The following is a 25433-nucleotide window of genomic DNA, read 5'->3' as shown; positions in this document are numbered from 1 at the left end:
TTATGAACGATTTAGAAAAAAGTCAGTATGAGACTTGTCAACGCAATTTGGAGTATTATTTTACAGATGATGAAAAGATGCAGATGTCTCAACAATTAGCAGTTGAAACTCAAAACAAACGCAGACTTGAAGATCAAAAGAAAGCTGTGACATCCCAGTATGGTAGCCAGATCAACGAAAAAGCTGAATCAATTAACAGCCTATCCGACAAAATTGCAGCAGGTTATGAATACCGTAATATTGAATGTACCGTTCAGTGGCATACACCCACTAAAAACAAAAAACTTATTACCCGTTCTGACACAGACGAAAGCTTCGTTGAGAATATGACTGAATACGATCACAATCTATTTAATCAGTATCAGGAAAAACTTCAAGAAGAAGCCGATGGAGCTAATGAGTTTGACACAAACGAAGTTCAAACAGATGAAGAACCGGAAGCGGAACCCGCAGAAATGGACGAATCCGAAACCGTCTATTGATGAAACTATCAGGAAATATCGAGAGAAAGGTTCTATATTCTGAACTTCACAAAAAGCTCAAAGAAGTAGATCGGTTCACAATGCCGGAAGTACCTTTCTCTCATTTCTTACCTACAAAAAGAAAATTCCGGGCTGACTTCTTAATGCCTGTACTTAAAATTATTATAGAGGTTAATGGCGGTCAATTTACAGGTGGTCGTCATACAAGGGGCGGTGACGGTTATGAGAATGATTTGGTCAAAATAAACCTCGCTCAAATTCACGGATATAAGGTACTTCAGTTTACCTATCAAATGCTAAAGCGAGGAGAACACCTGAAAGTATTACAAATGATAAATAACACGACGTCATCATGCGTAAAATTATAGAGACACCTAGAGGTTTTAATATTTTATTCGACTATAATCAAAATATAGTAAATGATATAAAACTTATACCTGGCAGACAATTCAATTATCAGGATAAATCATGGTTCGTACCGATATCGAGTAGATCGTATATTAATCAGTTCGCGAAAACTCACCGATTTCAAATAGGAGATAAACCGGCTCCAAAGCCTATCTCCAATATGAGAATCCCTGAAATGCCAATACTCGAACAGGATATACCTTTGAAACGTCAACTATTCGGATATCAACGTCAAGGTGTTGCTTATAACCTAATTCACAAAAAAACAATTTTAGGAGATGCGCCGGGGCTTGGAAAGACGGCTCAGGCTATAGCGACTGTAATTGCAGCACAGGCTTTTCCATGCTTAGTGATTTGTCCTTCTTCTCTTAAAATAAACTGGGAAAGAGAGTTTGATATGTGGGGCAATCATAAAGCCACAATTCTATCTGATAGCATCAAGGATACGTGGGATATGCTTTATCAAATGCGATATGCTGATATATTTATCGTCAATTATGAAAGTCTAAAGAAGTATTTCGTAGCTGAAATTAAACAGCCTATCGGTGAAGATGGAAAGAAAGTCCCATTACGGCTTAATCACATCAAGTTCAAATCAAAGATAAAGTTATTTAAATCTATTGTATGTGATGAGAGTCACCGAGTGAAAGATATCAAAACTCAAACAACAAAGTTTGTTAAAGGTATTTCTGTTGGAAAAGAATATGTATATCTGCTTACTGGTACACCTGTCGTTAACAAGCCAAATGATTTAATATCCCAACTTGGGATTTTGGATCGTATGGAAGATTTCGGAGGTTATAAAAATTTCGTTTCATCTTATTGCGATAGTAGTGATAGATATCATGAACTTAATTACCTGCTAAAAAAGAATTGCTTTTACAGAAGAGAGAAAGCCGATGTACTAAAAGAATTACCTGCTAAAATGAGACAGATCGTTCTTTGCAACATCACTACTCGTAAAGAATACAATGACGCCTTGGCTGATTTGGAAGATTACCTGAAGCGTTACAGACAAGCTACGGATACCCAGATCCAGAAGTCCATGAAAGGAGAAATCATGGTCCGTATAGGAATACTCAAAAATATTTCGGCTCGTGGTAAAATCAAAGATGCAATCGAATATATCTCTGATGTAATTGATTCAGGCGAAAAACTAATCTTATTTACCCATTTAAGAGAGGTTCAGGACATGATAAAAAAATCATTTCCGGCTGCTGTGACTATCCTTGGAGATGATGATACACAAACTCGTCAAGCTAATGTCGATAAGTTTCAGAAAGATCCGAAAGTGCAGTTAATTATCTGTTCTATCAAAGCTGCCGGTGTGGGTATTACTCTAACCGCATCAAGCCGTGTCGCTTTTCTCGAATTACCATGGCATCCGGCAGATTGTGAACAATGTGAGGACAGAGCTCACCGGATCGGACAGGTTGATTCTGTCAGTTGTGTTTATCTCCTTGGAAAAGACACGATAGACGAACATATATATGATATTATTGATAAAAAACGCTCTGTATCAAATGCGATTACCGGGGCACGTGATGATGTTGAGATGAGTGTACAAAGTGGAGTTATTAATTTATTAAGTAAGAATATATAACCAATAGCTGTAAATAATCCTCTTTTGAGGTGGTATTTGTGTGAGAGGTCGAGTTTCTCACCAGTTACGAAGAGTATTAACCAATCGGGCCCGGTTAAACTTACATTAAAATGGAAACTAAAAATAAAGAGTATGTAGAATTTCTCGAAAATAAAATAGTTATAGCAGAAGAATATGGTTTTGAGCCGGATGGTATTATCGGAGATTTATTACCTCATGCCAAAGCTATCACGCAATGGTGTTTAAAAGGCGGTCGTCGTGCAATTTTCGCATCATTCGGACTAACTAAAACAGTTATGCAACTTGAACTGGCTTACCAATGCATCCGCAAAGAGAATAAGCCTTTTCTTATTTGTATGCCATTGGGTGTTGTTGGTGAATTTAAGCGGGATAATAAAGAATTCTTTCATTCGGAACTGGATCTTGAGTATATCACCGATACTGACAGCATAAGTAGTTACGACGTAAAGATATATGTTACCAATTACGAACGTGTACGAAAAGGAGATATCGATCCTTCTAAGTTTTGTGGGGTGTCTTTTGATGAAGCATCTATTCTCAGGAATCTTTCTACTGAAACGACGAGTTATGTACTTACTTTCTTTAAAAAGATACAATACAGGTTTGTTGCAACTGCAACCCCTACCCCGAACGATTATATTGAGATTCTCAATTATGCTGACTTTCTGGGAGTAATTGATCGTGGGCATGCTTTGACACGCTTTTTTAAGCGAGATAGCACAACGGCCGGCAACCTAACCCTTTATGAAAACAAAGAGCAGGAGTTCTGGCAATGGGTATCTACATGGGCTGTATTTATTAATAAACCTTCTGATCTCGGATTCTCTGATGAAGGCTATAATTTACCTAAGCTTCATATCCACGAGATAGAAGTTGAATATCTGACTGATAATGTTATTCTCAATAAAAAAGGTGAACCTGTTCTATTTAAGGATAATACCAAGAGCTTAGTTGATGTAAGCCGTGAGAAATCGGAAACAGTAGAATTAAGGGTTAACAAGGCTTTAGAAATTGTAAGCAAAGAGCCTGATAAGAATTGGATTCTATGGCATCACAGAGAATCGGAACGCACGGCCATTGAGAAGAAATTTAAAAGTTTTGATCTTCGTTCGGTTTATGGTTCTCAAAAGAATCAGGACAAAGAAGATTTACTTATCGGTTTTTCGAATGGTAAATACAAGGTACTTTCTACTAAGCCTGTTATTGCGGGATCCGGATGTAATTTTCAGCATGTATGTCATAATATGGTATTTGTAGGAATAGACTACAAGTTCAATGATTTTATACAGGCCCTGCACCGTGTATTCAGGTTCAGGCAGGTAAATGAAGTACATGTTTACATCATTTATACCCAAAATGAAAGGGAAGTATTAAAAACTCTCTTTGAGAAATGGAGAAATCACGTAAAGCTTCAGGAGAACATGATTAACCTGGTTAGAAAATACGGGTTGAACTCAAGTAAAATTACACACGACATGAAAAGACAAATATTTAATGGCCGTCGATCACACAAGGTCGGTGATGCGATGGTATATAATGATGATACGGTAGTTATACATCAGGAGATGGAAGATAACCGCACAGGGATGATTCTGACATCAATACCTTTTGGTGATCACTACGAATACTCTGATAATTACAACGATTTCGGACACAACAATGGGAATCAGGAATTCTTTAAACAAATGGATTATCTGACACCAAATTTACTTCGAACATTAAAGCCCGGTCGGATAGCTGCGATTCATATTAAAGACCGCATCCGGTATTCTTATCAGACTGGAACGGGTTTTACTTCTATTGAAGACTTTGCTGCGGATGTATCTTACCATTTCAGAAAGCACGGATTTATTTTAGTAGGTAAGATTACCATAACGACCGATGTAGTTCGTGAAAACAACCAGACATACCGTTTAGGTTGGAGCGAACAACGTAAAGACGGTACTAAAATGGGAGTTGGTCTACCTGAATATGTATATCTGTTTAGAAAAATACCTACTGACAGGTCAAATGCCTATGCTGATGATCCGGTAGTAAAGAAAATCGATGAATACCTTCTTTCTCTTTGGCAATTAGATGCACATGCTTATTGGAAATCTAACGGTAACAGGTTTTTATCGTATGATGAACTGAAAACATTCGAGCCTAGTACAATCTGCAATATGTGGAAAGAGTTCGATAAAACGCATGTGTATAATTTTCAGGAACATTTGAGGGTGTGTAATGATCTGATGGAATCCGGCCGGTTATCTAAAGAATTTATGATGATCCCGCCTACATCTTCGAATGATCTTGTTTGGACGGATATTAACCGGATGAATACACTCAATGCCAATCAGGCTAACCGGAAGAAAGAAAAACATATTTGTCCGCTTCAGCTTGATATTATTGAACGTTTGATTAACCGGTTTACCAATCAGGGTGATACGGTAGATGATCCGTTCGGAGGTTTATTCTCAACTGCTTATATGTCTCTTAAGATGAAGCGAAAAGCTGTATCTACTGAGTTGAAGCCTGAATATTACGATGATGGGCTTTTCTATTTAAAGTCGCTTGAATATGAATTAAGTATGCCAACCTTATTTGATATGATTGATTATGAGACGAAATAAAGAACAAATTGAAGCAAGAATAAAGGAGATACACAGTTATCTCCTTTGTCATAATATGGCCGATATGAGTAAATCTGAGTTTTGGAGATCGACGAATGAACTTCATGTACTGGGTATTATATCCGAAAATAATGTAGTTAAATCTTATCGGGTTGGTAATTATATGGATGGATATAAATTGATGAAATGATGGATAATATACGATTCCTATATATAGATCTATTTTGCGGAGCTGGAGGTACATCGACAGGTGTAGAAAATGCCCGTCTGAAAGGGGAACAATGCGCTAAAGTAATAGCATGTGTAAACCATGATGCCAATGCAATAGCTTCACATGCAGAAAATCACCCTGAAGCTTTACATTTCACAGAAGATATAAGAACGCTGGATCTTACTAAAATATGGTTATGTATTAAACTTAATAAAATACAATATCCAAATGCAAAAATTGTTCTTTGGGCTTCTTTAGAATGTACAAATTTTAGTAAAGCAAAAGGTGGCTTACCCAGAGATGCTGATAGCCGTACCTTAGCGGAACATTTATTCAGATACATTCATAATCTTGAACCGGACTATATACAAATAGAGAATGTAGAAGAGTTCATGTCGTGGGGAGATCTTGATGAGAGAGGAAAACCTATTTCTTCAACTAATGGAAAGCATTATCGCAGATGGATAAATGAGGTCAAAAAATATGGCTACAATTTCGATTATCGAATACTTAATGCTGCTGATTATGGTGCATATACAAGTAGAAAGCGTTTTTTTGGAATATTCGCCCGAAAAGATTTACCTATTACATGGCCAAGTCAAACTCATAGTAAAACAGGTACAAAAGATTTATTTAATAGTCTCCTGAAATGGAAACCTGTAAAAGAATGTCTTAATTTCTCAGATGAAGGTGAGTCTATATTCGGCAGAAAAAAACCTTTGGTAGAAGCTACTCTCGATAGGATATTATCCGGACTTATAAAATTTGTAGCAGGAGGAAAAGATAAGTTTCTATTAAAATACAATTCGATGAGCCAAAATGGGAAATATAACGCTCCTGGAATTGAGGATCCTTGTCCAACAATAAGTACTCAAGGTCGATTACAGTTAATTTCGACAAAATATTTAGTCCAATATAATCAAAGAAATGACAGGGTTAAATCAATCAATGATCCATGTAATACGGTTACAACCAATAATAGGTTCGGTTTAGTCCAAGCATTTTTGTGTAAACACTATTCCGGCCATCCTGATAGTAAGAATATAAGTATAGAAGGACCCGCCCACACAATTACTGGAGTAGATCATCATTCTTTTGTCAATGCTACATTCTTGACAAAATATTATTCAGGTAATCCCGATCAAATGATTTCAGATATAAATGATCCGGCAGCTACTTTGAGGACAAAAGATTGTCAGTCATTAGTAACACCGTCATTCCTTTCTGCATATTATGGAAATGGTCACAATCACTCTATTGAAGGTCCATCGCCGACTGTAACAACTAAGGATAGGTTAGCTTTTGTCAGTCCCAAATTCTTATGTTCATACAACTACAAAGATGAACCTAAAGATTTGGAATCTCCATGCCCTACAGTATTAACCAAAGATCGATTTTCTCTTATATCCCCATTTTTCATGAACAACTATTCGGGTGGAGGTCAAATAAGTTCTGTCAATAAACCATGTCCAGCAATAATGACTAATCCCAAGCAGAATTTAGTACAATGTCATTTTGTTGACCAACAATTCGGACAATCGAAGGCCGCAAGTATCAATAATCCATTAGGAGGAATAACGGCAAATCCAAAATACAATCTTGTTACTTGCCGTAACTGGTTAATGAATACCAATTTCGGCAATGTAGGTTCTTCATTAGATGAACCTTCGCCTACTGTCACAGCAAACCGAAAATGGCATTATTTAATGGATGCTCAATATAGAAGGATAGGAAAAGACATTGAAAGTCCATGTTTTACCTTGATTGCAAGAATGGATAAAACACCTCCATATTTAATCGAAGCATCTACAGAGCAAAAGCATGCACCTTCTTTCATCAAAACTATTGATAATACTATTATCTATGAAATATATAAAGATGACTCTCCCAAAATGAAAGAAATAAAAGAGTTTATGGCGATGTATGGTATTCTCGATATAAAAATGCGAATGCTTCGTATTCCTGAACTCAAAATGATAATGGGATTTCCTAAAGATTATATTTTGATAGGTACTCAAGCCGAGCAGAAAAAGTATATAGGTAATGCCGTAGAAGTTAATATGGCTCGTGTAATATGCGAAGCCAATGCCCGAAAATTATACAAACATCAAATGGCTGTTGTATGAAAACAATTAAAGATTATACAAATGAACAACTTAGATACGGGATAGCCCGTTGCGAGGCTAGATTGTCCGGTATTCTTCCTTTTGGATTAATGCGTAATGAGACAATGGTAAAAGAAGCTCTAAAAGAATATAGAAATGAGCTTCAAAAGAGAGGTCAAAACGAATTAGATTTCAAATAATGGATAAGGGATTTATAAAACTAAACCGTAAAAGCTTTGCTCATAAATTCTGGACAAAAGCACGGGTACTTTCGGAGTTCGAAGCGTGGATAGATTTAATACAATCAGCACGATATGATGGAGCCGTAACAATTGAGTACATCGATGGTCGGGAAATAAAATACGGACGTGGTCAATATCCTGCATCTATAAGATTTCTTGCTAAAAAATGGACATGGGGAGAAAAGAAAGTTCGGGCGTTTTTGGATGAATTAAAAAAAGATGGATCTATAACGACTGATTCTTCCCAAGGGATGAATGTGATAACTCTCTGTAAATTTGATAAATACAATTCGACAGAATATATCGAGGACACAGCAAAAGACACAGTTAAGGACACAGATATATCTATGATATTAAAAGAGTTACAGGAATTAAAGGCACAGATAGGAACACATCAAAAGACACAGATAGGGCACAGCAAGGGCACAAATAATAAGAAAGTAAAGAAAGAGAATAATAATTCTATTAAAGAATCTCCTAACGGAGATAAGAAAGAAACAGAAGTTTCTTCACCCACTCACCCCGATTTTGAAAAATTTAATGAATGGATAAAGAAAGCTGCTCCCTATTGCAGCAACACTAAAAATTTCCCATCACAAATTACAGAAAAGGAGTTTTTTAAACTAAAAGAAGATTATACAAGCCGGCAAATAGCAGATACAGTGGAGCAAATCGAGAATCGTAAAGATTTAAGAAAACGTTACACAAATCTATACCGGACTGTATTAAACTGGGCTAAAAAGGAATATGGAAAAAACAAAATACAACAAGAAAAGCCAGCACAAACCTATGTTATCCCCGATTAATCCGGATATAGGTTTTGTTCCTCCTCAAGCTTTAGAGTTGGAAGAAGCCGTTCTTGGTGCCATTCTGATAGAAAAGGAAGCATTCTCTTTAGTTGAAGAAATACTTCTACCGGACGATTTCTATACAGATCAGCATCAGATTATTTTTAATTCTATTCGACGGCTGAACAAGGAGAGTAAACCTATTGATATGATGACTGTTGTCGAATCTTTACGAAACGATAATAAACTCGAAGAAATAGGAGGTCCAGTGGCAATTGCCCAATTAACCGAAAGAGTAGCTTCTGCTGCCCATATTGCTTTTCATGCTAATATCATCAAGCAAAAATCGATAGAGCGTAAAGCAATTCTTATTGGCCGTGAAATTACACAGCAAATCATGCTGAATTCTGATATATCAGATGTTCTTTTCGGATTTGGTAAGAAAATTGAAGAACTGCAAGAGGCTTTGATTGGTAGAGCAAATGGAGATCATGTATCTGTCCCAATCAAGAAAGCACTTGAAGAAATGCATAATCGCATAAAACTTGCGCGTCAAGGTATTAGATCGGGAGTCAATACTGGATTTGCAGACTTAAATAAATATACTAATGGCTGGCAACCTGGAGATCTTATTATTGAAGCCGCACGCCCTGCCATGGGTAAGACGGCCGTAGCTCTACAACATGCTAAATCAGCGGCTCTGCAAGGTATACCGGTTGCATTTTTCTCTCTGGAGATGTCAGATGTAAGTTTGGCAAATCGCTTAATATTGTCTGAGGCTAATGTTGATCCTGAAAAGTTTAAATCAGGATATCTATCGAATGAAGAAATCGATTTAATAGAGAAATCCGCTGGCACTCTATGGAAATTACCCATTTATGTGGATGACAATCCATGTGCATCTATGGGATATATCCGGGCTAAGTGCCGTCTGCTTAAAAAGAAAGGCCAATTAGGTTTAATTGTCGGCGACTATTTGCAGCTTGCCGAAAATGACGAAGAAAGCGGAAGCCGTGAACAGGAAGTTGCAAAGATGTCACGTACGGCTAAGAAAATAGCAAAAGAGCTTGAAGTGCCTTTTATTCTGTTATCCCAGTTAAATCGTGGAAATGAATCCAGATCTGATAAGAAACCTCTATTATCAGATCTAAGAGAATCGGGAGCTATAGAACAAGATGCTGATATGGTAATATTCATTCACCGACCGGAGTATTATGGTATTGAAGTGACTGATAAGAATGGAGTTAAAGAATCAAATTATGGAGAACTAATTATAGCTAAACACAGAAATGGAGCTACTGGTACTGTGAAATTCAAACATAATATAGGTATGACTAAATTCTTTGATTATAACTACAAACATGAAATACCTGTATATGAAATTCAATCGGAGAGGTTTAGTAATGATGTCCCTTTTTAAACATGATTCTCTATACATATCAACCAGAACATATATAGAAAAACCAAAATTTTATACATAATAAATCCAATAAAATTATGAAAGGAATATGTTTTATACCACCATTGCATGGCAAAACGGTCAAAAAGATAAAAATTCAGACAAGAAGAATCGTTGCTTGTCCGCCAAATGCTTACGGTGGTTTGCAAGCTCATTTAAAGGATGGAAAGGTTATTCGTATTGTGGCTCTCGATGAAAATGAGAGAAGCGAAAAGAAAGACGGTTCAGAATGGTTAGTAAAACCCAAGTACAAAGTTGGAGATATTCTCTATCTCAAGGAACCATATAAAATAACCCATTCGCATAATATCTGGTATGTCAATTATAAGTTTGATGAACAGAAGATAGAACTTCCATTCTCCTGGGGACACAAAGGATTAGAAAAATTGTGTATTCAGCAGGAAAAATCTAAGTCTGGTTGGTTGAATAAACTATTTATGCCTGCTTGGTGTGCCCGTCATTACATTAAGATTATAGCTGTAAGAGCCGAAAGATTGCAGGATATTTCTAATGAGGATTGCTTTAAAGAGGGAATTGCTCCGGCAATATCAAACAATGAACTATTTGTGAATGGTTTTGATTATTTACTCTTTTTAACTCCTCGTGAAGCTTACAAAGCTCTTATTAATTCGATTGATGGCAAAGATACTTGGGATAACAACCCTTGGGTATGGGTGTATGATTATGAACTGATCGACAAACCTAATCAAAATAAATAAGAGCAACCCCACACGACTAAGGTTACTCTTAATATGTAAGCTCCGGAGAACTTACCGATATATCACAAAGATAATGTTTTATTTAATATATCGGAGCAATGGAAAAGACAAAAACTGAAGGTATACTTCGAAAAAGAATTGATGATATTGAAGAATATCAAAAACAATTAGATAAGCTTCGAGAAATAGAAAAAGTAGTACTAAAATCGGAGCTGAAAGATATATCAACCATCTATACTATTTATGATTGGACATTCGAGCTCTGTAAAAACAGAGACGATATCAACACATTGCAATATAACGAAAAACATTACTTTCTAATCGTAGCTGCCCTGCTTTATTCACCTCGAATATTCGCAGGGCAATTTCTTGAAAGAGGTAAACGAGATTCGATAGCGGAGGTCTTACAGATATCCCCTTCTCATGTTTCAAACAGTTTACGTTCTGTTTGTTCGTGGTACAGGTTTTACCGGGATTTTCAGGTATCACTTGACTACCTTTATAGTGAGATTTTATTCAGAATTGAACTGAATGGATTAAGATAGACCGCGGGGTGTTAGCAGTTGGTAGCTTGCCACTTTGACTTGGTGGAGGTCGTAGGTTCGAGCCCTACCCCCGCAACTAACTGATAAATAAAGGATATATGAGATATACTCGTTAGTTTCGGTGATAAAATATCGTTCATTTTTGGCTGTAAATTATTTGTATATCTCGTCTGTTTTTCGTAAATTTAATTAGAATTCACACGACAAATTTATATTATATGAAGATTCTTACTTTAATTATTAAGCAGAAATTTTTCGATGAGATCATCGACGGGACCAAGACACAAGAGTTTAGAGAGATCCGGCCAAACAGCAATAACAAATATTGTAAATTGGATGATGAAGGATATCCTGAAGAAGAAGATGGTATACTTATCCCCCGTCCTTATGATGCTATTCAATTTTATGTTGGGTATAATAAAGACCGGGTAAATGCTCTTGTTGAAATTACAGGTTCAAATATCGAATTATTGGTCGATGATAAAGGTGAATTTATCGAATATGAACACAAGGGTGAGATCTATACCGCAGCTCAAATCGTTTACGATCTGGGTAAGGTTCTAAATAAGAATGTTTAATCCTTTAATTTATTTAGCTGAGTCAGAAGTAGACAAAGAAGAACATTAAATGCTACAAGCGGTTACCGGGGTGGTACCCGTGCAGCATCAACCAGTTCAGGTGGTGCAGTAGGTAGAGGTGGTCAGTTTATCAGCAGAAGGCAACGTTATGGAGACTTGCGTCGATCATTTGGTATGTCATCTGGTTAACACAGATAAACAGATCACTTTATTATTTATCAAAAAATCAAAGCTGAGTCAGTAAAATCCAAATCGCAAATAGAATAATTGAAACCGTTAGTCAAAAGGCTGATCGGGTTATTTTATTTTACTCATGTGGTAAAGATTCACTGGCTTTGCTTGATTTAATGGCACCTTATTTCAAAGAGATTATTTGTGTGTTCATGTATTTCGTGAGAGATCTTGAACATATAAACAGATATATTCGTTGGGCTGAATCGAAATACCCAAACATTAAGATACTTCAAGTTCCACATTGGAATTTAACTTATATATTTAGAGGTGGTACATATTGCGTACCCAATCCCAAAATCAAACTTCTCAAACTTGCAGATATAGACGAATCAATCAGGTTGCAAACAGGCATTAGTTATTCATTTTTCGGAATGAAAAAAGCTGATAGCCTGAATCGCAGATTGATGCTGAGTTCATATGGTGATACTCCTATATCCGAAACGAACAAAGTATATCCTTTATCAGATTGGACAAATAAAGAGGTATTGGCTTATGTCAATCAAAAGAATATGCCTATACCTGTACGATACTCAAAAAAAGCAAGCGGTGGTGTTGGTTTTAATCTCGAATGCTATTTATGGCTAAGAGAAAATCACCCTGAAGATTTAAAGAAGATATTGAAAGCATTCCCCATGTCTGAAAAGATTCTATGGGATTATGATAATAAACAAATGCTACAACATGAGTGACCTATACAAACAAAGCGAAACAGTTGTAATCAAGCGAAGTCAGATCAACTTTGCCCCTTACAATCCAAAGAATCATACTAAAGAGCAAATCAATGAGATAAAAAAGAATATCAAAAGAGTTGCTTTTTTAGGCGGTATAGTGTGGAACGTTATTACAGGCAATCTAATCGACGGACATAAAAGAGTTATGGCATTAGATATTCTGAATAAATACGATGGCACACCTGATACTGATTATGAAGTAAAAGTAGAAAAGATTGAACTTGACCTGAAAACAGAGAAAGAACAGAATATCTTTCAAACCCAGTCAAGAACGCAATTCGACCTCGATATTCTATCTACTATCATTCCGGACATTGATTATAAGAATGCCGGATTAACAGGTGATGATTTACAACTTATTGGAATTGACTTCACGTTCCAGACAGAAACAGAACAAAGCATCACCAATGAAATAAACAACCTCATTGGTCCTGTTCAGAATCAGAAAGAAGCCATAAAACAAGCCAAGAAAGAATTGTCTCAAGCCGAAAAGATCGCCCATAATAAAGAAGTCAAAGCTCAGGTGATGCAAGAAGCTCAAGATAAAGCCGAAAATATGGAAGCTTATGTGATGATTTCATTCGAAGATTATAAAACTAAAGCTGCTTTTATGGAAAGATTCGGTTTTGATGCTAGAGAAAAGTTCCTGAAAGGAGAAGTATTTGAAAACATGATTGAACGTGTAGAATAATAAAACTATGGCAAAGCCTAAATATAATTACAAGAGTAAAGAGTTCTTAGATCAGATTGAAAGTCTGGCTAAGAAAGGTTTAACCGATAAAGAAATAGCTTTTTCTATGGGTTTAAATCCGACTTACTTTAGTGAGAAGAAAGAAGCTGTGCCCGAATTGTCCGAAGCACTCACACGCGCACGCGTACAAATCAATGCGATTGTGCGTCAAAAATATCTCTCCATAGGTTTAGGAGGCATCAAAACAAGAACTGTTACTCGCCGGAAAGTTGAAATTGAAGATGGATCATTGATGGATGGTGATGTCATTCAGGAAACCGAAACAGAGCTACCCCCTAATCCGAGTGTATTGGCGCAATGGTTATTCAATCACGATGAAGAATGGCGCAAATCGGTTATTGATGGAAAGAAACTGGATGTTACATCTAATGGTGAAACTGTCGGTGTGCAGTTAGTATTTGCAGATACTCCACTATCCGATAAAGATCTTGAAGAAATAAAAAATATACAGAATGGCAACAGTAGTACAGAGGAAGATAGCACTGACTCCGGTATACAAGAAACTTAATGTTGCCTATCAGTGTAAACGATATAACGTATTTGTCCTAGAAGGCGGCTCCCGGTCAAGTAAGACTCACTCAATATGCCAATTCTGGATAACATACGCAGAAAAAAATAAAGGCCGTAACAAGCGTGTTATCGTCTCCCGTCTTAAAGCGACATGGCTAACAGCCACAGTGGTCAAAGACTTTATTGATATATTGAAAGATTACGGACTGTATGATAAAAAGAATCATAATAAATCCGTAGGAGCTGGTATATACAAATTGTATGATACAGAGTTCTGGTTTTTAGGATTGGACGATGAACAACGTATTCACGGTATGAAGTCCGATGCGTTCTGGATAAATGAAGCGGTAGAAGCCAGCTTCGATGATTACGCACAGCTCATGCAACGGTGTTCCGGTTTTGCTATTCTAGACTATAACCCATCTTATGATGAGCACTGGATATATGATAAGATTTGCAAGCGAAAAAAGACGTGCTATATGCACTCTACCATGCTCGATAATCCTCTTATTCCAGATAATGCTAAAGAACAGATTCTTTCTTATCAAGATACTGAAGAAAACAGAAAGAATGGTACTGTCGATAAGCGTAAATGGGAAATATACGGATTGGGCAAGCGTGCTACTCTCGAAGGTCTGATATTTTCAAATTGGAGTATCGTCAAAGAAATACCTGAAGGCATTATGAAGCGTGGATATGGACAGGACTTTGGATATACGAATGATCCTACAGCTATTGTTGATTGTGCATTCGTTGAAGCAACTAAGACTTTGTATATCGATGAAAAATGCTATTGCACACATATGGTATCAGCAGATATAATTAATAAACATAAAAAGCTGCCTCCAATGAAAGTTATGTCTGAAAGTGCAGATGAAAGACTTGTTAAGGAAATCAAGAATGCAGGGATAGATATATATTCAGTCAAGAAAGGCCCGGGGAGCGTTAATGCAGGTATTTCGGTGATGCAAGGATATAAAATCTGTGTGACAGAAAGAAGTATCAACGCAATCAAAGAATTTAGAAATTATACTTGGCGCTTTGATGATAAACTAAATAAGTTCGTCAATGAAGTACCGGAAGGTCAAGATGATCATATTATTGATGCTGCTCGATATTGGGTTATGGGTGCGATAATGGGACGAATCAAACAGGATATAGATTTAACAGGAGTATTTTATTAATACGATTTTTAATGACAATACAAGAGATATTACAAATAGAAGATATATCCGAAAGAATAAGATATATCAAGCAAGCAAGAAAAACACCTCTACCAAATGTGGATCAGCTCCGTGCAGATTGGGAGCCTGAGAAGCATGATGTGATGGATCCTGAAAAACGTCCGGATGAAATAAAAGTTATCAGCCCGGAAGAAAGAGATCCTCTCACAGGCAAAGTAACAAAAACTGCCATTACGAAGCCAGAACCGGTTAATAGGATCCCTCTACCCTTAGAACAAGATATCGTGAATATTCACACTGCATTTACTGTTGGTACAGAACCGAATCTTACATGTGAGACAGATGATAATAAAGAAAAAGAACTTTTCAAGGTAATAAAAACTATTGACCGGAAAAACAAGGTAAAGTATCTCAATAAACGTGTCGTTCGTTCATGGCTCTCGGAAAAAGAGGTCGCTGAATATTGGTACACTGTTGAAGATAAAAGTTTCTGGAAGTTGATTCTTAATAAAATTAAATCTGTCTTTGGAATTAAAACAAATGCTACACGTAAATTCAAATGCGCCATATGGTCTCCTTTCCGTGGAGATATTCTGTTTCCTTTCTTTGATGATGTAAATGACTATAAAGGTCTTGGACGTGAATACAAAGTAAAGCAGATAGATGGCACTTTTATTACCTATTTCCAATTTGTTGATGACGATAATGTTTATTTGTGGAAACAGGGTGGAGCTTCATGGCAGGATGAGACAGGATATCCATTTAAACATCAATTCGAGAAGAATCCGACAATCTATTCGTGGAGAGATAAAGCTCTGTGTGAAAAGATACGTCCAATAAGAAACAGGCTTGAAACAATTATATCTAATTATGGTGATTGTATTGATTACAACTTCTTCCCGAAGCTTGTTGCGACTGGTGGTATTGTAGGGAATAATCCGAAAGCGGCACGTGGGGGATTAGTTCAGTTAGAAGATGGTGCAGACCTCAAATATTTATCCTGGCAGCAAACACCTGAAGCTGCAAAGCTTGAGATTGATACCTTAACTGAAAGGGCTTATTCTCTCACAAATACACCACGTATCAGTTTTGAGAATCTTCAAGGCCTTGGTAATGCTTTTTCGGGTGTTAGTTTTCAATATGCTTTCATGGGAGCTCACATGGCCGTTGAAATGCATGCCGAAACATTAGGAGAACATTTACAGCGCCGGTATAACTTTCTTGTGTCAGCTATCGGATCCGTTAATACTGCTTATGCGGATGCTGCCGAGACAATAGATATTGATGTCGAGATAGTCCCATATATGATAAACGATATAGCTGATAAAATTAAGAATGCTTCTGATGCTGTTACCGGAGGTATTGCTTCCCGTAAAACAGGTATCATATTAGCCGGATTGGTTGAAGAAGATAATATAGAAGAGGAACTGGAAGCTATAGAAGCTGATGAGAAAAAAAGAAACGAAATGGTAGATTATCCGATAGGATTATCAGAAGAAGAATAAATACAATTTTCTGCAATAATTATATACAATAAATTACAATAATTATTCCAAATTATATAATATGATAGTTATTAAACAAGGAAAGGACATGTTGCAGCATCCTGAATTATTCGAAAAAAAATGCCCGATCTGTGGATGTGTATTTCAATATGAAAGAAAAGACATCCAAATGCAAGGACGGAATGAAACTTTTGTTAAATGCCCGAATCGCAGTTGTGGAAATAAAATAGAAGTATGAACAAGTTAAAATTCAAAGTATCACAAGCTCCATCAATAGGCAATAGCTTGTCAGTGAATATTCGCCCTCGTAAACGGTATATTATTTGGCTATGGCTGAAAGAGTTTGTGAGAGCTATTATCAAATAATAACTCTCATTTTTTCAGTTTATGGGATTAATAGAGAAGGTTTGGGGCTGCAACTCCGACCTTCTTGCTTTTTAACTGTACCTAAATGACGAACTATCATGAATAAATACGATAAGCAATACAAACAAAAGCAACTCCGTATAAGACTAGATTTAGAAAAGATGTACAGCGAAATGGTTGAAGATCTTGTTTCGGCTACATCGATACTGGATCTTCCGCTTGATGAATATGTTTACTTCAAGAATTACCCTACTCTAAAGAAAAAAGCTGATGAACTGATAAAAAATCTCGGTACTAAGTTGAATCTATATATAAATAATCAGCTTTCTAATGTCTGGAGCTTGTCAAATTTGAAGAATGACAATCTAATCGACCAAACATTCAGTAAGTATGATAAAATTGCGACAGATAGCTTAAAATCGCATAATGAAAAAGCTCTGGAAACATTCAGGCAAAGTAAGATTAAAGGTTTGACTTTGTCTGATCGTGTGTGGAGTTCGAATGCAAATCTTAGACAAGAGCTTGAATCAGCACTCAGTGCAGGTTTAGAGAAAGGTCAATCAGCTAAATCTCTCGCTAAAGACATTAAGAAGTACCTGAATAAACCTGATATGAGATTTCGCAGGGTACGCGATAAGTTTGGAAACTTAAAACCCTCAAAGAACGCTCTTTCTTATAATCCTGGGCAAGGCGTATATCGCAACTCTCAAGCTAATGCACTGCGATTGGTTAAAGAGACTATCAATAGGGCTTATCGTGAAGCAGATCATTTGAGATGGTCTCAAATGCCTTTTGTTACCGGTTATAAACTTCGAAATTCTGAACGAAAAGCGACCGTTTGCGATATTTGTGCAAGAATGAACGGAACTGTTTTTCCTAAGTCGCATAAATTCATAGGAATACATGTAGGCTGTCTTTGCACTGCAACGCCAGTCTTATGTTCCGAAGCTGATATGATACGGATTGTAAATGGTGAAGTTGTAGAGGTTAAAGAGCCGGAGATACCGGTACTTTAGTCCGATGAATAATCATCTATCTTTTATCGGAACATTACACAACATTTTCTGACTACATTCACCTTTCAGGTAATCAATAGCAAGCATAACAATAGCTCGTCCCTGATCGGTTTTCAAATCATTGATATTTGTTTTATTATAATCTTTGATCTTAGAATCAAGGACATTGATAGCTTCTGAATATCCTTCCTTTACACCTAGATTATCCAACCGGTTGATAGGTTTATAATCCAACTTCTGTTCTAATATTGCTTTCGTTTCAACTATCTCTTTATCATTCGGGATAGATAACTTTTCGTTTGTCAAAGCTTCAATTTCTTTAAATGTCAAAGCCCGGTCTTCGACAGGTCTAATATCGAACAGATCCTTATTTATCAGGAAGTATTCAGATTCTCCGATAATCCACGATTTAAAATACTTTGTAGATAAATCTTCTATATAAAAGTGGTAATTCACCCCTTGGGAGAACGGATAGTCTTTAATGCTAAAATCGCTCTTTGCGGTTGCAATGTAATTGGGTTTATTCATAGGTGGGTTATTTATAATATTCTTTACCTCTAATATTAGCATGATCCGGGATATGTGAATCTTCCATTATGAACTTTTTGCCACAATTGGGACAAGTGATGGAGTTATCTGGTTCTTGATGGCTAATGAGTTCTGAAAGGCAGACACTTAGAGCATCAGCAATCTTCTGAAGCTGAGATATTGAATTTTTATCATCCTGCTTGATATAATAATATATTGTTTGCCGGTTAACCCCCATTATAGAAGCTAGCTCTGTTACCCCTATATTTTTTTCTTTCATTATCTCTTCTATGCGTATAATATTCATGCTACATACATTTTAATGAGTACAAATATAAAAGACAAATACATATACTACACTATTTAAGGTTATGTAATATGAATACATAACAATATTTAACTTTTGAATCATTGTTTTGTAATATATATGTATTACATTTGTGTCATAGAAATATTAGACATAACTAAATAACAAAAGATATGAAAGTAGCTAATTCAATAAAAGTAAGATTTGTAGTAATTGATACAATTACAGGCAACGAAGTTACAGACCCTTTCAGATTCGAAGGCGAAGCAATTGAGGTAATTGCCGAATTAGAGCAAAATGATAAAGAGGCAGGTTGTTATGTAGCTGACTCTTATAAAGTAGAATCAGTAGAAGTAATATAATAACAACTGGCAGGGCGAAAGCCCTGTACAACATCACACACGATATGAAAGCAATGAATCTTTACGACAGAATAGAATTAGATGTACTGTTAGATGCAATAAAAAAGGCATCACTACAAATATTTAGTGAAAAGGCAAATGTAATTATCAATAAAAATAATTCATTAATCGGCATAAACGACTACGAATCACATCAACATGATGATATTCGCATCGCTCGCGAGATTCTCAATGTCAAAACAGGTTCAGAAAGCTATATAAGCTGTAAGCAGAACCTTAACTACTACCGAGATGGTAAAATGTTTGACGTGATATTATACTCAGGTTATAGAGGTGGTTATAGATTCCATATTGGTTGGACTGTTGATAAAGAGCAAACATTGACTGATAATGGCAAAGAGTTTAATGAATTAATGACAGCACATTTTTAATTATAATCACACACGACAATGAAAACAAAAGAAGTATTAAGATCAGTATTCAAACTCGCTTGGCAATTCGTTAAGCGAAATGGCTTTTCAATGAGTGAAGCTTTACATGTAGCCTGGCAGAATATAAAACTTAGAATTGCCATGAAAAGCAAAATCGTAAAGTTCTACTTCAAAAAGGTAGATGGTAGTTTACGTGAAGCTTATGGCACTCTTCAAGAATCTGTTTTGCCTGAAACAAAAGGCGAAAGAAAGCCAAACGACACAGTTCAAACCTATTTCGATACAGAGGTACAAGAATATCGCTGTTTTAAGAAAGCTAATTTAGTATCAATCGCATAAATATACAGCTATGATAACAAAAGAAGAATTAAAGGCAATTCTACACCCTAATTGGTTTGAAGACCCAAGTGAGCTGATTTTAGATTCATTTGATGAATTCTATCTAGAAGTTACGAATGGTGTTGAGCCAACTGACGAGAACTTTGCCAGCATCGTCAATGCTAATGTTGAGGATTATAATGTGTGCAGGGCACAGAGCAGTTATTGGTATTAATTATTGAGATATGGAAACAATAGACTTTTTGATATACCCAGAAATAGATGGTAATACCGCTAAAGCACAAGCAATAATAGAAAACGGTAAATGCGTGAGTTATAAGCTACTATTTAAAAGCCCGAGAAGATTCTATTATTCATTCATAAACGATGCTGATGAAGCGTTCAGAGAGCAGTATCCTGAATATTATTAAACTAAAGTATATAATCATGATAAAGTTAAAAGGTGAATTAGACTATGAGTTAACCCGTTTGGGGTTAAAGGTCAGTGATGAGATTGCAAGCCATACAACACCGGGCAAAGTAAACGGTGTTGTTAATTTTGATGTACATCATATGGGATGGATATATTCATGTTCTGTATGGCCTGATAATTACGATGTGATAAAATCTGAACAATGACTCTACTCGATATACTTCAAAATAAACCTACCCTTTACGGCTCTATCATGGTAAAGGGTAGTCAAAAGATAGGTTCTTTCAGACCTAAATACAATAAGTATACAAATACAATTCAGTATGCGTATTACACTGAAAAAGGCAATAGAGGTCAGGTCGGTTTTAGTCTCAATACAGGCTATCACCTGTTAAATAAAGGTCAATTATCATTAGATCCTGAAAAGGGTAAAATAGGAAATTATTTGTAATAACTAAAAATAAACAATCATGGCACATCAATTAAAAGTAAAGATTTTCAGCGGCAATGGCAGAGATATGCTTCAAGCCGAAATCAACGAATGGTTATTAAGAGAAACTAAAGATGGTAAATGTTTAATTCTTAACATCCTGCAATCAGAGAGTGATAGAAATACAACAATCAGTATTTTTTATAACGAATACATAAAAGAGTGAGATATGAAAAATAGCCTACCCGAAAAGTAGGCTATTTTACTTTGTTTACTCTAATTCTTTAATTAACGCTTCTGCATACTTTACAGCTTCCTCCGCTGCATCTTTGTAATGATAAGATTTGTTCGGATTTGCAGTTAATATAGCATGGAGTGCTATAGCTGAATAAAACTCTTTCTTGCCAAAATTCATTAATTCTAAAGGTCTAAAATCTTGTTCCATTTTCTTTAATTTTATTTAAACAAGATGCAATAGTATAAGAAAATATTTTAATTTACTGCACTTAATACGAAAACTTATCGACCTGTCAATAAGTAGTTTTCTACCCACCTTTCGACCTACTCACAAACAGAATTAAAACTGTTTATCCCCTACCCTCAAAATACTTCACACCCCTGCTTGTTATCTGTAACTTAGCTTAAAATAAGTTTAACGAATTTACAAGCAATGAAAGAAAAAATCTTCAAAGCATTTAAAGACGCAATTCTGATCGGAGGAAAAACCTCTGTGTCAGATGATACGATAAACATTTATGTTGGTCTTATCGACGCTGAAAAAATCACCGACGAAAGCCAGATAGCAGAAGCTATTAAACCGTTTGTTCCTGCATTAAAAGCAGTACAAGCGAATATTAATAGTGTTGCTGCTACTTCAACTTCAACTAAAGAATCCGAGTTGAAAACGAAGTATGAAAAAGAAATCGAGGATTTGAAAAAATCAAAACCCGATACAACAAAGCAAGATCCACCTAAAGATGTACCTGAATGGCAAAAAGCCATTGACGCTTTGACAAAAAATGTCGAAACATTGACCGGTTCATTATCTGCTATGCAAGGAGAAAAACTCCAAACAACCCTATCGAGAAAACTTGTTGATTCTATCAAAGAAAAAAACATCCCTTCATACTTTGCTAATCCCGCCATTTCAGGACGAACTTTTAAGGATGAAGCTGAAGTTGATTCTTTTGTCGAAGATCTAAATTCTCAATGGGCATCAGCTAAACAGGAACTTGTTAATAACGGATTCAAAGAAACTGTACCTCCAAGTGGTGGAGATAGTGAAGTCAAAGAAGTTGACTCTTTTGTCGCAACCATTACCGCCGGTACTGAAAAAATTGTCGAACAAAATAAAAAGTAAATTATGCCTCCTGGAATAAAGTACAATATGCCCCCCGAAGTCGAAAGAGAGCTTTGCAATGAGCAGACTATCTATCGAATGATTGGAGGTTTTAACTGGGATATTACCGGTTTACCTGCGGGCTATAAGATTCCTTTTCTAGCACCGATCAAAGTAACACACAACCCGCAGAAAGCCGTGTTGGTGAAAAATGTAAAGGTTGTTGAAGTTGCTGCCGTTGGTGCCACTTCAATAAAAATACAGAAAGGAAGCCTTATTGAAAAATCATTCAATATAAGTGATGGAGAGAAAGTAATATCTGTTGGTTCTGATGCAAATTCCATTGATACGTCCGACGAATCTTTTGATCTTATAACTGTATCTGCTCTTGAAAATGCAATAGAAGAAGGTCAGGTTTTAACTGAAGCTACTTCTGCAACTGATCCTACACCTAAAAATGTAGCTAACAAACTGAATTATGAACGCAATAAAGTCGCTGTAGCCGGACAAACTCTTACGGCAATCGGTCAAGTGTTCGAGATAAAAGAGAAAGATCTATATCTCCCAATCTCTAAATGGGATAAAGAAGCCTTGGGACATTTATTCATGTTTATTTAAAGAAAGGAGGATATATGTTACTTACTATTGATTTATTATTGAGCAATCCGCAAATTGTAAAAGCGGTAATTGACCGATCTGTTGTAACAGCGACAGAAGCCGACCGTGTACATTGGCGTGATTATCTGGATTACGATCAAGCCAATCCGGATGGAACATTCAAAACCTTCATAGGAAATCAAACAGGGGTTGTTGTTGGTACATTCATTGATCGATATTCAAATAAACCTATTCGTAAACGTCATTCTTTAGGTAGTGGCATCGGAGAGGTCGCTTGTTTGGGAGATGCGTATCAAATGACTAACGAACGTTTGGAAAAACTCCAAATTTTGATTGATACATATAATAGAACGCCCAATGCTACTGTTATCAATGAGATTGTTGACTTCCTTGTAGATGATCTTCGTCAATGTACTCTAGCCCCACATAAGGCTTTTGATAAGATGAATGCAGATCTTCGTTTTACGGGTACAGCAAAAGTATCTGCTAATGCAAATAACGAAGGTGTTACAATTGATGATATCACGATTCCGATTAATAACATCAAAGCAGCAGTCGGGGATAAGAACAATCTGGTAACTTTCATTCGAGACAAAGTGATTAATGCACTACGTCCAAAAGGTTGTTCTTTTGATCGCATGGAGATGAATCTTAACACGTTTCAGAACCGTATTTTAGGATCAAGCGAGTTTAAAGATAAGTATCGTTTGGGTATCAAACAAGATCAAGTCAATCCGTTCACTTTACTTACTCCTGAGCTTATTAATCCTGTACTATCCGTTGCCGGAATTCCACGTATCGTAATCCGTGAAGAATGGATTCAAACAAGTCCCGATACGTCTGTAAATGTTGTACCGGATGATAAGATATCATTCGTTCCTGCCGGTAAGATCGGTCGTCTGATGTGGAAACGTCCTTATGAGATGGTTGATAACGTACCCGGTAAACAGTACACATCTCTTGAAGATGGTAAGATGTTTATTGCTTCTAAACGTACAGAAGAAGGTCGTTTTATGGAGTATGGAATGGAAGGTATTGTATCTATTGAGAAACCTACCAAAATGGCAATTCTTGACTTGTCTGATTTAGGATGAAAGTAAAAGATTACATATCAACTAAGTTTCAGTCCTTCGGTATTTCATTATCGGAGGCTGACTTGGTAGATATAACCTTGAGTACAAAAATAGATCTTGAAAGTGAGATATCTAATGAAAACAAAAGAGCCGTTGAGATATCTATGGCAGGATTTATTCCTGCTCTGCTCCTACGGGCTAATTGGTCTCAAGGAGATATGTCTGAATCTTATAATTCTCAAGGTGTAAAAGATTACTATTCATACTTATGCAAGTTATATGGACTTAAAGATCAATTATCACCTAAACCGACCGTAACATTTCGATAATGGACCGTTATCCCCATAAGCTTTATAAAGTAGTCGTTACAGATGAAACAGAAAATGATTACGGTCAAACAATACCTGGAAATAAAGAATTTGTTTTTGTTAGTAACTGCTATGAACAGGTTAATGGAAGTGGTAACGAAATAAGGCTGAGTAATGGATCTATGTATGTCTTTTCTTCTCAAATCTTTTTACCTCAAGGTGTCGAACAAATACTATCAGGTACCCAAATAGAGGTAAGGGAAAAAGACGATAAGACTGTAAGGCTTCAAGGCGAAGTAAAACGTCCAAGCGGTAAAGATGTAAAACATTCCAGATTATGGGTATAAGACCTCAAAATAGAAGTAGCCGGGATGATGTATTCAGAGCAATTGAAGAAGCTAGAATTCGAATGGAAAATAAGATACTTCAAGTACTTCAATATATTGGCGAATATGGACTAGCTTATGCCCGTGAACATGGAAGTTATACAGATAGAACCGGTAATCTTAGAAGCTCTGTCGGTTATATTATCGCAAAAGATGGAACGACTAAAGAGAAAGGCGGATTTAATCCGAACGCGAATAGCGGAACTGAGGGTGAAGATGGTGCACAAGACGGACTTCATTTTGCATTAGAGCAATTAAAAAGCTTTTCATCCGGATATGTCTTGATATTCGTTGCAGGTGAAGTATATGCTCCTTATGTAGAGAAAAGAGGTTATGATGTTCTAAAATCAACAGAAGCGGAATCTAAAGCAATAGCTAAACGCTTATTTAGTCAATTCAGTAAATGAAAAATATCGTAAATACAGGAATCATATTATCAGCCCGTAAGTTTTTATTACAGGAACTAGCAAAGCCTGATATTGCATTGTCCTCTATGAAGATATATTCTCTTATTCATCCGAATAAGAATCTACCTGATACTTTCATTCTGGTTAAGACGGTTGGAAGCTTTCTTGATATTGGTAATGTAGATGTAGATGGTACACTCGAAGTTTGCATCTATGCTAAAAATATTCAACAGGATGATGATCAAACACAACCTGATTTATCAACACTGGATAGTCTTGTAAAAAAGATCATGCCAGTACTTAATGATGCGATATTCGATGATACAGCAATCACCTCGATTGCTCCTCAGTTGGTCAGTGATTCAACTAACAGATATTTTTATTACTCACTCATATGTGAAACAAAAAGTGTTAAATCCTAAA

Annotated in this window: 37 protein-coding genes and 1 tRNA gene; 35 read left to right on the top strand and 3 right to left on the bottom strand. The window is 36.2% G+C overall.

Going from position 1 to position 25433, the window contains the following annotated elements; translation table 11 throughout:
* The first annotated feature begins 2 nt into the window (after positions 1-2).
* From BUC12_RS18470 to BUC12_RS18380, 20 genes are all read left to right on the top strand, one after another.
* Complete coding sequence (locus tag BUC12_RS18470) at positions 3-482, top strand: hypothetical protein (RefSeq protein WP_062184326.1); 480 nt, start codon at positions 3-5, stop codon at positions 480-482.
* Positions 482-850, top strand: a complete 369-nt coding sequence (locus BUC12_RS18465; protein WP_062184324.1) for a PDDEXK family nuclease — start codon at positions 482-484, stop codon at positions 848-850. The genes BUC12_RS18470 and BUC12_RS18465 overlap by 1 nt, the downstream gene beginning before the upstream one ends.
* Complete coding sequence (locus BUC12_RS18460; RefSeq protein ID WP_062184320.1) at positions 835-2493, top strand: DEAD/DEAH box helicase; 1659 nt, start codon at positions 835-837, stop codon at positions 2491-2493. Before BUC12_RS18465 ends, BUC12_RS18460 begins: the two co-directional genes overlap by 16 nt.
* A 110-nt stretch (positions 2494-2603) precedes the next feature.
* A complete protein-coding gene (locus BUC12_RS18455; RefSeq protein WP_062184317.1) occupies positions 2604-5126 on the top strand; it encodes a DNA methyltransferase in 2523 nt (840 codons plus the stop codon).
* Positions 5113-5316, top strand: a complete 204-nt coding sequence (locus BUC12_RS19910) for a hypothetical protein (protein WP_073357338.1) — start codon at positions 5113-5115, stop codon at positions 5314-5316. The genes BUC12_RS18455 and BUC12_RS19910 overlap by 14 nt, the downstream gene beginning before the upstream one ends.
* Positions 5316-7463, top strand: a complete 2148-nt coding sequence (locus BUC12_RS18445) for a DNA cytosine methyltransferase (RefSeq protein WP_062184380.1) — start codon at positions 5316-5318, stop codon at positions 7461-7463. The genes BUC12_RS19910 and BUC12_RS18445 overlap by 1 nt, the downstream gene beginning before the upstream one ends.
* A complete protein-coding gene (locus BUC12_RS18440) occupies positions 7460-7642 on the top strand; it encodes a hypothetical protein (RefSeq protein WP_062184315.1) in 183 nt (60 codons plus the stop codon). The genes BUC12_RS18445 and BUC12_RS18440 overlap by 4 nt, the downstream gene beginning before the upstream one ends.
* The gene (locus BUC12_RS20385) at positions 7642-8490 is read left to right on the top strand and encodes a hypothetical protein (protein WP_236689415.1); all 849 of its coding nucleotides are present in this window, start codon (positions 7642-7644) and stop codon (positions 8488-8490) included. The genes BUC12_RS18440 and BUC12_RS20385 overlap by 1 nt, the downstream gene beginning before the upstream one ends.
* On the top strand, positions 8474-9892 hold the full coding sequence (dnaB, locus tag BUC12_RS18430) for a replicative DNA helicase (RefSeq protein WP_062184312.1): 1419 nt from the start codon (positions 8474-8476) through the stop codon (positions 9890-9892). Before BUC12_RS20385 ends, dnaB begins: the two co-directional genes overlap by 17 nt.
* Before the next feature lie 77 nt (positions 9893-9969).
* Positions 9970-10650, top strand: coding sequence for a hypothetical protein (locus BUC12_RS18425; RefSeq protein ID WP_062184309.1), 681 nt, complete (start codon positions 9970-9972; stop codon positions 10648-10650).
* Between the two features lie 98 nt (positions 10651-10748).
* The gene (locus tag BUC12_RS18420; protein WP_062184306.1) at positions 10749-11195 is read left to right on the top strand and encodes a hypothetical protein; all 447 of its coding nucleotides are present in this window, start codon (positions 10749-10751) and stop codon (positions 11193-11195) included.
* 2 nt (positions 11196-11197) lie between these two features.
* Positions 11198-11271, top strand: a tRNA-Val gene (locus BUC12_RS18415).
* Positions 11272-11413: 142 nt separating this feature from the next.
* A complete protein-coding gene (locus tag BUC12_RS18410; RefSeq protein WP_062184303.1) occupies positions 11414-11773 on the top strand; it encodes a hypothetical protein in 360 nt (119 codons plus the stop codon).
* A 245-nt stretch (positions 11774-12018) separates the two neighbouring features.
* The gene (locus BUC12_RS18405; RefSeq protein WP_062184300.1) at positions 12019-12696 is read left to right on the top strand and encodes a phosphoadenosine phosphosulfate reductase domain-containing protein; all 678 of its coding nucleotides are present in this window, start codon (positions 12019-12021) and stop codon (positions 12694-12696) included.
* A complete protein-coding gene (locus tag BUC12_RS18400) occupies positions 12689-13429 on the top strand; it encodes a ParB N-terminal domain-containing protein (RefSeq protein ID WP_062184296.1) in 741 nt (246 codons plus the stop codon). The genes BUC12_RS18405 and BUC12_RS18400 overlap by 8 nt, the downstream gene beginning before the upstream one ends.
* Before the next feature lie 7 nt (positions 13430-13436).
* Entirely contained in the window at positions 13437-13997 is a 561-nt protein-coding gene (locus tag BUC12_RS18395) for a hypothetical protein (protein ID WP_062184294.1), read from the top strand.
* The gene (locus tag BUC12_RS18390; protein WP_062184290.1) at positions 13942-15183 is read left to right on the top strand and encodes a PBSX family phage terminase large subunit; all 1242 of its coding nucleotides are present in this window, start codon (positions 13942-13944) and stop codon (positions 15181-15183) included. Before BUC12_RS18395 ends, BUC12_RS18390 begins: the two co-directional genes overlap by 56 nt.
* Before the next feature lie 11 nt (positions 15184-15194).
* Positions 15195-16688 carry a phage portal protein gene (locus BUC12_RS18385; protein WP_062184286.1) on the top strand — a complete coding sequence of 498 codons (1494 nt, stop codon included), beginning with the start codon at positions 15195-15197 and terminating at the stop codon, positions 16686-16688.
* Positions 16689-16922: 234 nt separating this feature from the next.
* On the top strand, positions 16923-17054 hold the full coding sequence (locus BUC12_RS20405) for a hypothetical protein (protein ID WP_262485553.1): 132 nt from the start codon (positions 16923-16925) through the stop codon (positions 17052-17054).
* 98 nt (positions 17055-17152) lie between these two features.
* The gene (locus BUC12_RS18380) at positions 17153-18070 is read left to right on the top strand and encodes a structural protein (RefSeq protein WP_062184283.1); all 918 of its coding nucleotides are present in this window, start codon (positions 17153-17155) and stop codon (positions 18068-18070) included.
* A 12-nt stretch (positions 18071-18082) separates the two neighbouring features.
* On the opposite strand, the gene BUC12_RS18375 is transcribed toward BUC12_RS18380, so the two are convergent.
* Together BUC12_RS18375 and BUC12_RS18370 are read right to left on the bottom strand one after the other, a co-directional pair.
* Positions 18083-18598 (bottom strand): hypothetical protein, encoded by a 516-nt coding sequence (locus tag BUC12_RS18375; protein WP_139262119.1) that lies wholly within the window; start codon positions 18596-18598, stop codon positions 18083-18085.
* 7 nt (positions 18599-18605) lie between these two features.
* Entirely contained in the window at positions 18606-18905 is a 300-nt protein-coding gene (locus tag BUC12_RS18370) for a helix-turn-helix domain-containing protein (RefSeq protein WP_062184276.1), read from the bottom strand.
* A gap of 173 nt (positions 18906-19078) precedes the next feature.
* On the opposite strand from BUC12_RS18370, the gene BUC12_RS18365 reads away from it, so the two are divergent.
* Genes BUC12_RS18365 through BUC12_RS18335 form a run of 8 tightly spaced genes read left to right on the top strand, consistent with a single transcriptional unit; the run spans position 19079 to position 21105 of the window.
* Complete coding sequence (locus tag BUC12_RS18365) at positions 19079-19267, top strand: hypothetical protein (protein ID WP_062184273.1); 189 nt, start codon at positions 19079-19081, stop codon at positions 19265-19267.
* Between the two features lie 44 nt (positions 19268-19311).
* Positions 19312-19698 carry a hypothetical protein gene (locus BUC12_RS18360; protein ID WP_062184270.1) on the top strand — a complete coding sequence of 129 codons (387 nt, stop codon included), beginning with the start codon at positions 19312-19314 and terminating at the stop codon, positions 19696-19698.
* Positions 19699-19716: 18 nt separating this feature from the next.
* Complete coding sequence (locus BUC12_RS18355) at positions 19717-20037, top strand: SH3 beta-barrel fold-containing protein (protein ID WP_062184267.1); 321 nt, start codon at positions 19717-19719, stop codon at positions 20035-20037.
* Between the two features lie 10 nt (positions 20038-20047).
* Positions 20048-20251 carry a hypothetical protein gene (locus BUC12_RS18350; RefSeq protein ID WP_062184264.1) on the top strand — a complete coding sequence of 68 codons (204 nt, stop codon included), beginning with the start codon at positions 20048-20050 and terminating at the stop codon, positions 20249-20251.
* 10 nt (positions 20252-20261) lie between these two features.
* The gene (locus BUC12_RS20180) at positions 20262-20447 is read left to right on the top strand and encodes a hypothetical protein (RefSeq protein ID WP_062179222.1); all 186 of its coding nucleotides are present in this window, start codon (positions 20262-20264) and stop codon (positions 20445-20447) included.
* A gap of 16 nt (positions 20448-20463) precedes the next feature.
* The gene (locus tag BUC12_RS18345) at positions 20464-20655 is read left to right on the top strand and encodes a hypothetical protein (protein WP_139262118.1); all 192 of its coding nucleotides are present in this window, start codon (positions 20464-20466) and stop codon (positions 20653-20655) included.
* Entirely contained in the window at positions 20652-20900 is a 249-nt protein-coding gene (locus BUC12_RS18340) for a hypothetical protein (RefSeq protein WP_062184260.1), read from the top strand. The genes BUC12_RS18345 and BUC12_RS18340 overlap by 4 nt, the downstream gene beginning before the upstream one ends.
* A gap of 19 nt (positions 20901-20919) precedes the next feature.
* Positions 20920-21105 carry a hypothetical protein gene (locus tag BUC12_RS18335; protein ID WP_062184257.1) on the top strand — a complete coding sequence of 62 codons (186 nt, stop codon included), beginning with the start codon at positions 20920-20922 and terminating at the stop codon, positions 21103-21105.
* Positions 21106-21150: 45 nt separating this feature from the next.
* Here BUC12_RS18335 and BUC12_RS20175 read toward each other — a convergent pair whose 3' ends face one another.
* Complete coding sequence (locus tag BUC12_RS20175; protein ID WP_157257581.1) at positions 21151-21324, bottom strand: hypothetical protein; 174 nt, start codon at positions 21322-21324, stop codon at positions 21151-21153.
* Positions 21325-21549: 225 nt separating this feature from the next.
* On the opposite strand from BUC12_RS20175, the gene BUC12_RS18330 reads away from it, so the two are divergent.
* Genes BUC12_RS18330 through BUC12_RS18300 form a run of 7 tightly spaced genes read left to right on the top strand, consistent with a single transcriptional unit; the run spans position 21550 to position 25432 of the window.
* The gene (locus BUC12_RS18330) at positions 21550-22239 is read left to right on the top strand and encodes a hypothetical protein (protein WP_062184254.1); all 690 of its coding nucleotides are present in this window, start codon (positions 21550-21552) and stop codon (positions 22237-22239) included.
* Between the two features lie 3 nt (positions 22240-22242).
* Positions 22243-22836: a hypothetical protein gene (locus BUC12_RS18325; RefSeq protein WP_062184250.1), complete on the top strand. Its 594-nt coding sequence runs from the start codon at positions 22243-22245 to the stop codon at positions 22834-22836.
* Positions 22837-22850: 14 nt separating this feature from the next.
* Positions 22851-23930 (top strand): hypothetical protein, encoded by a 1080-nt coding sequence (locus tag BUC12_RS18320; RefSeq protein WP_062184247.1) that lies wholly within the window; start codon positions 22851-22853, stop codon positions 23928-23930.
* The gene (locus tag BUC12_RS18315; RefSeq protein WP_062184244.1) at positions 23927-24238 is read left to right on the top strand and encodes a DUF6706 family protein; all 312 of its coding nucleotides are present in this window, start codon (positions 23927-23929) and stop codon (positions 24236-24238) included. Before BUC12_RS18320 ends, BUC12_RS18315 begins: the two co-directional genes overlap by 4 nt.
* Positions 24238-24564 (top strand): hypothetical protein, encoded by a 327-nt coding sequence (locus BUC12_RS18310; protein WP_062184241.1) that lies wholly within the window; start codon positions 24238-24240, stop codon positions 24562-24564. Before BUC12_RS18315 ends, BUC12_RS18310 begins: the two co-directional genes overlap by 1 nt.
* Positions 24555-25010: a hypothetical protein gene (locus BUC12_RS18305; RefSeq protein WP_062184238.1), complete on the top strand. Its 456-nt coding sequence runs from the start codon at positions 24555-24557 to the stop codon at positions 25008-25010. Before BUC12_RS18310 ends, BUC12_RS18305 begins: the two co-directional genes overlap by 10 nt.
* Positions 25007-25432, top strand: coding sequence for a hypothetical protein (locus tag BUC12_RS18300; RefSeq protein WP_062184235.1), 426 nt, complete (start codon positions 25007-25009; stop codon positions 25430-25432). Before BUC12_RS18305 ends, BUC12_RS18300 begins: the two co-directional genes overlap by 4 nt.
* Position 25433 lies beyond the last annotated feature (1 nt).

The organism is Indolivaga macrotermitis, from assembly GCF_900128985.1.
Lineage (GTDB): Bacteria > Bacteroidota > Bacteroidia > Bacteroidales > Dysgonomonadaceae > Dysgonomonas_A > Dysgonomonas_A macrotermitis.
The sequence above is the reverse complement of the archived record's forward strand: the minus strand, read 5'-3'. Positions and strand labels throughout refer to the sequence as shown.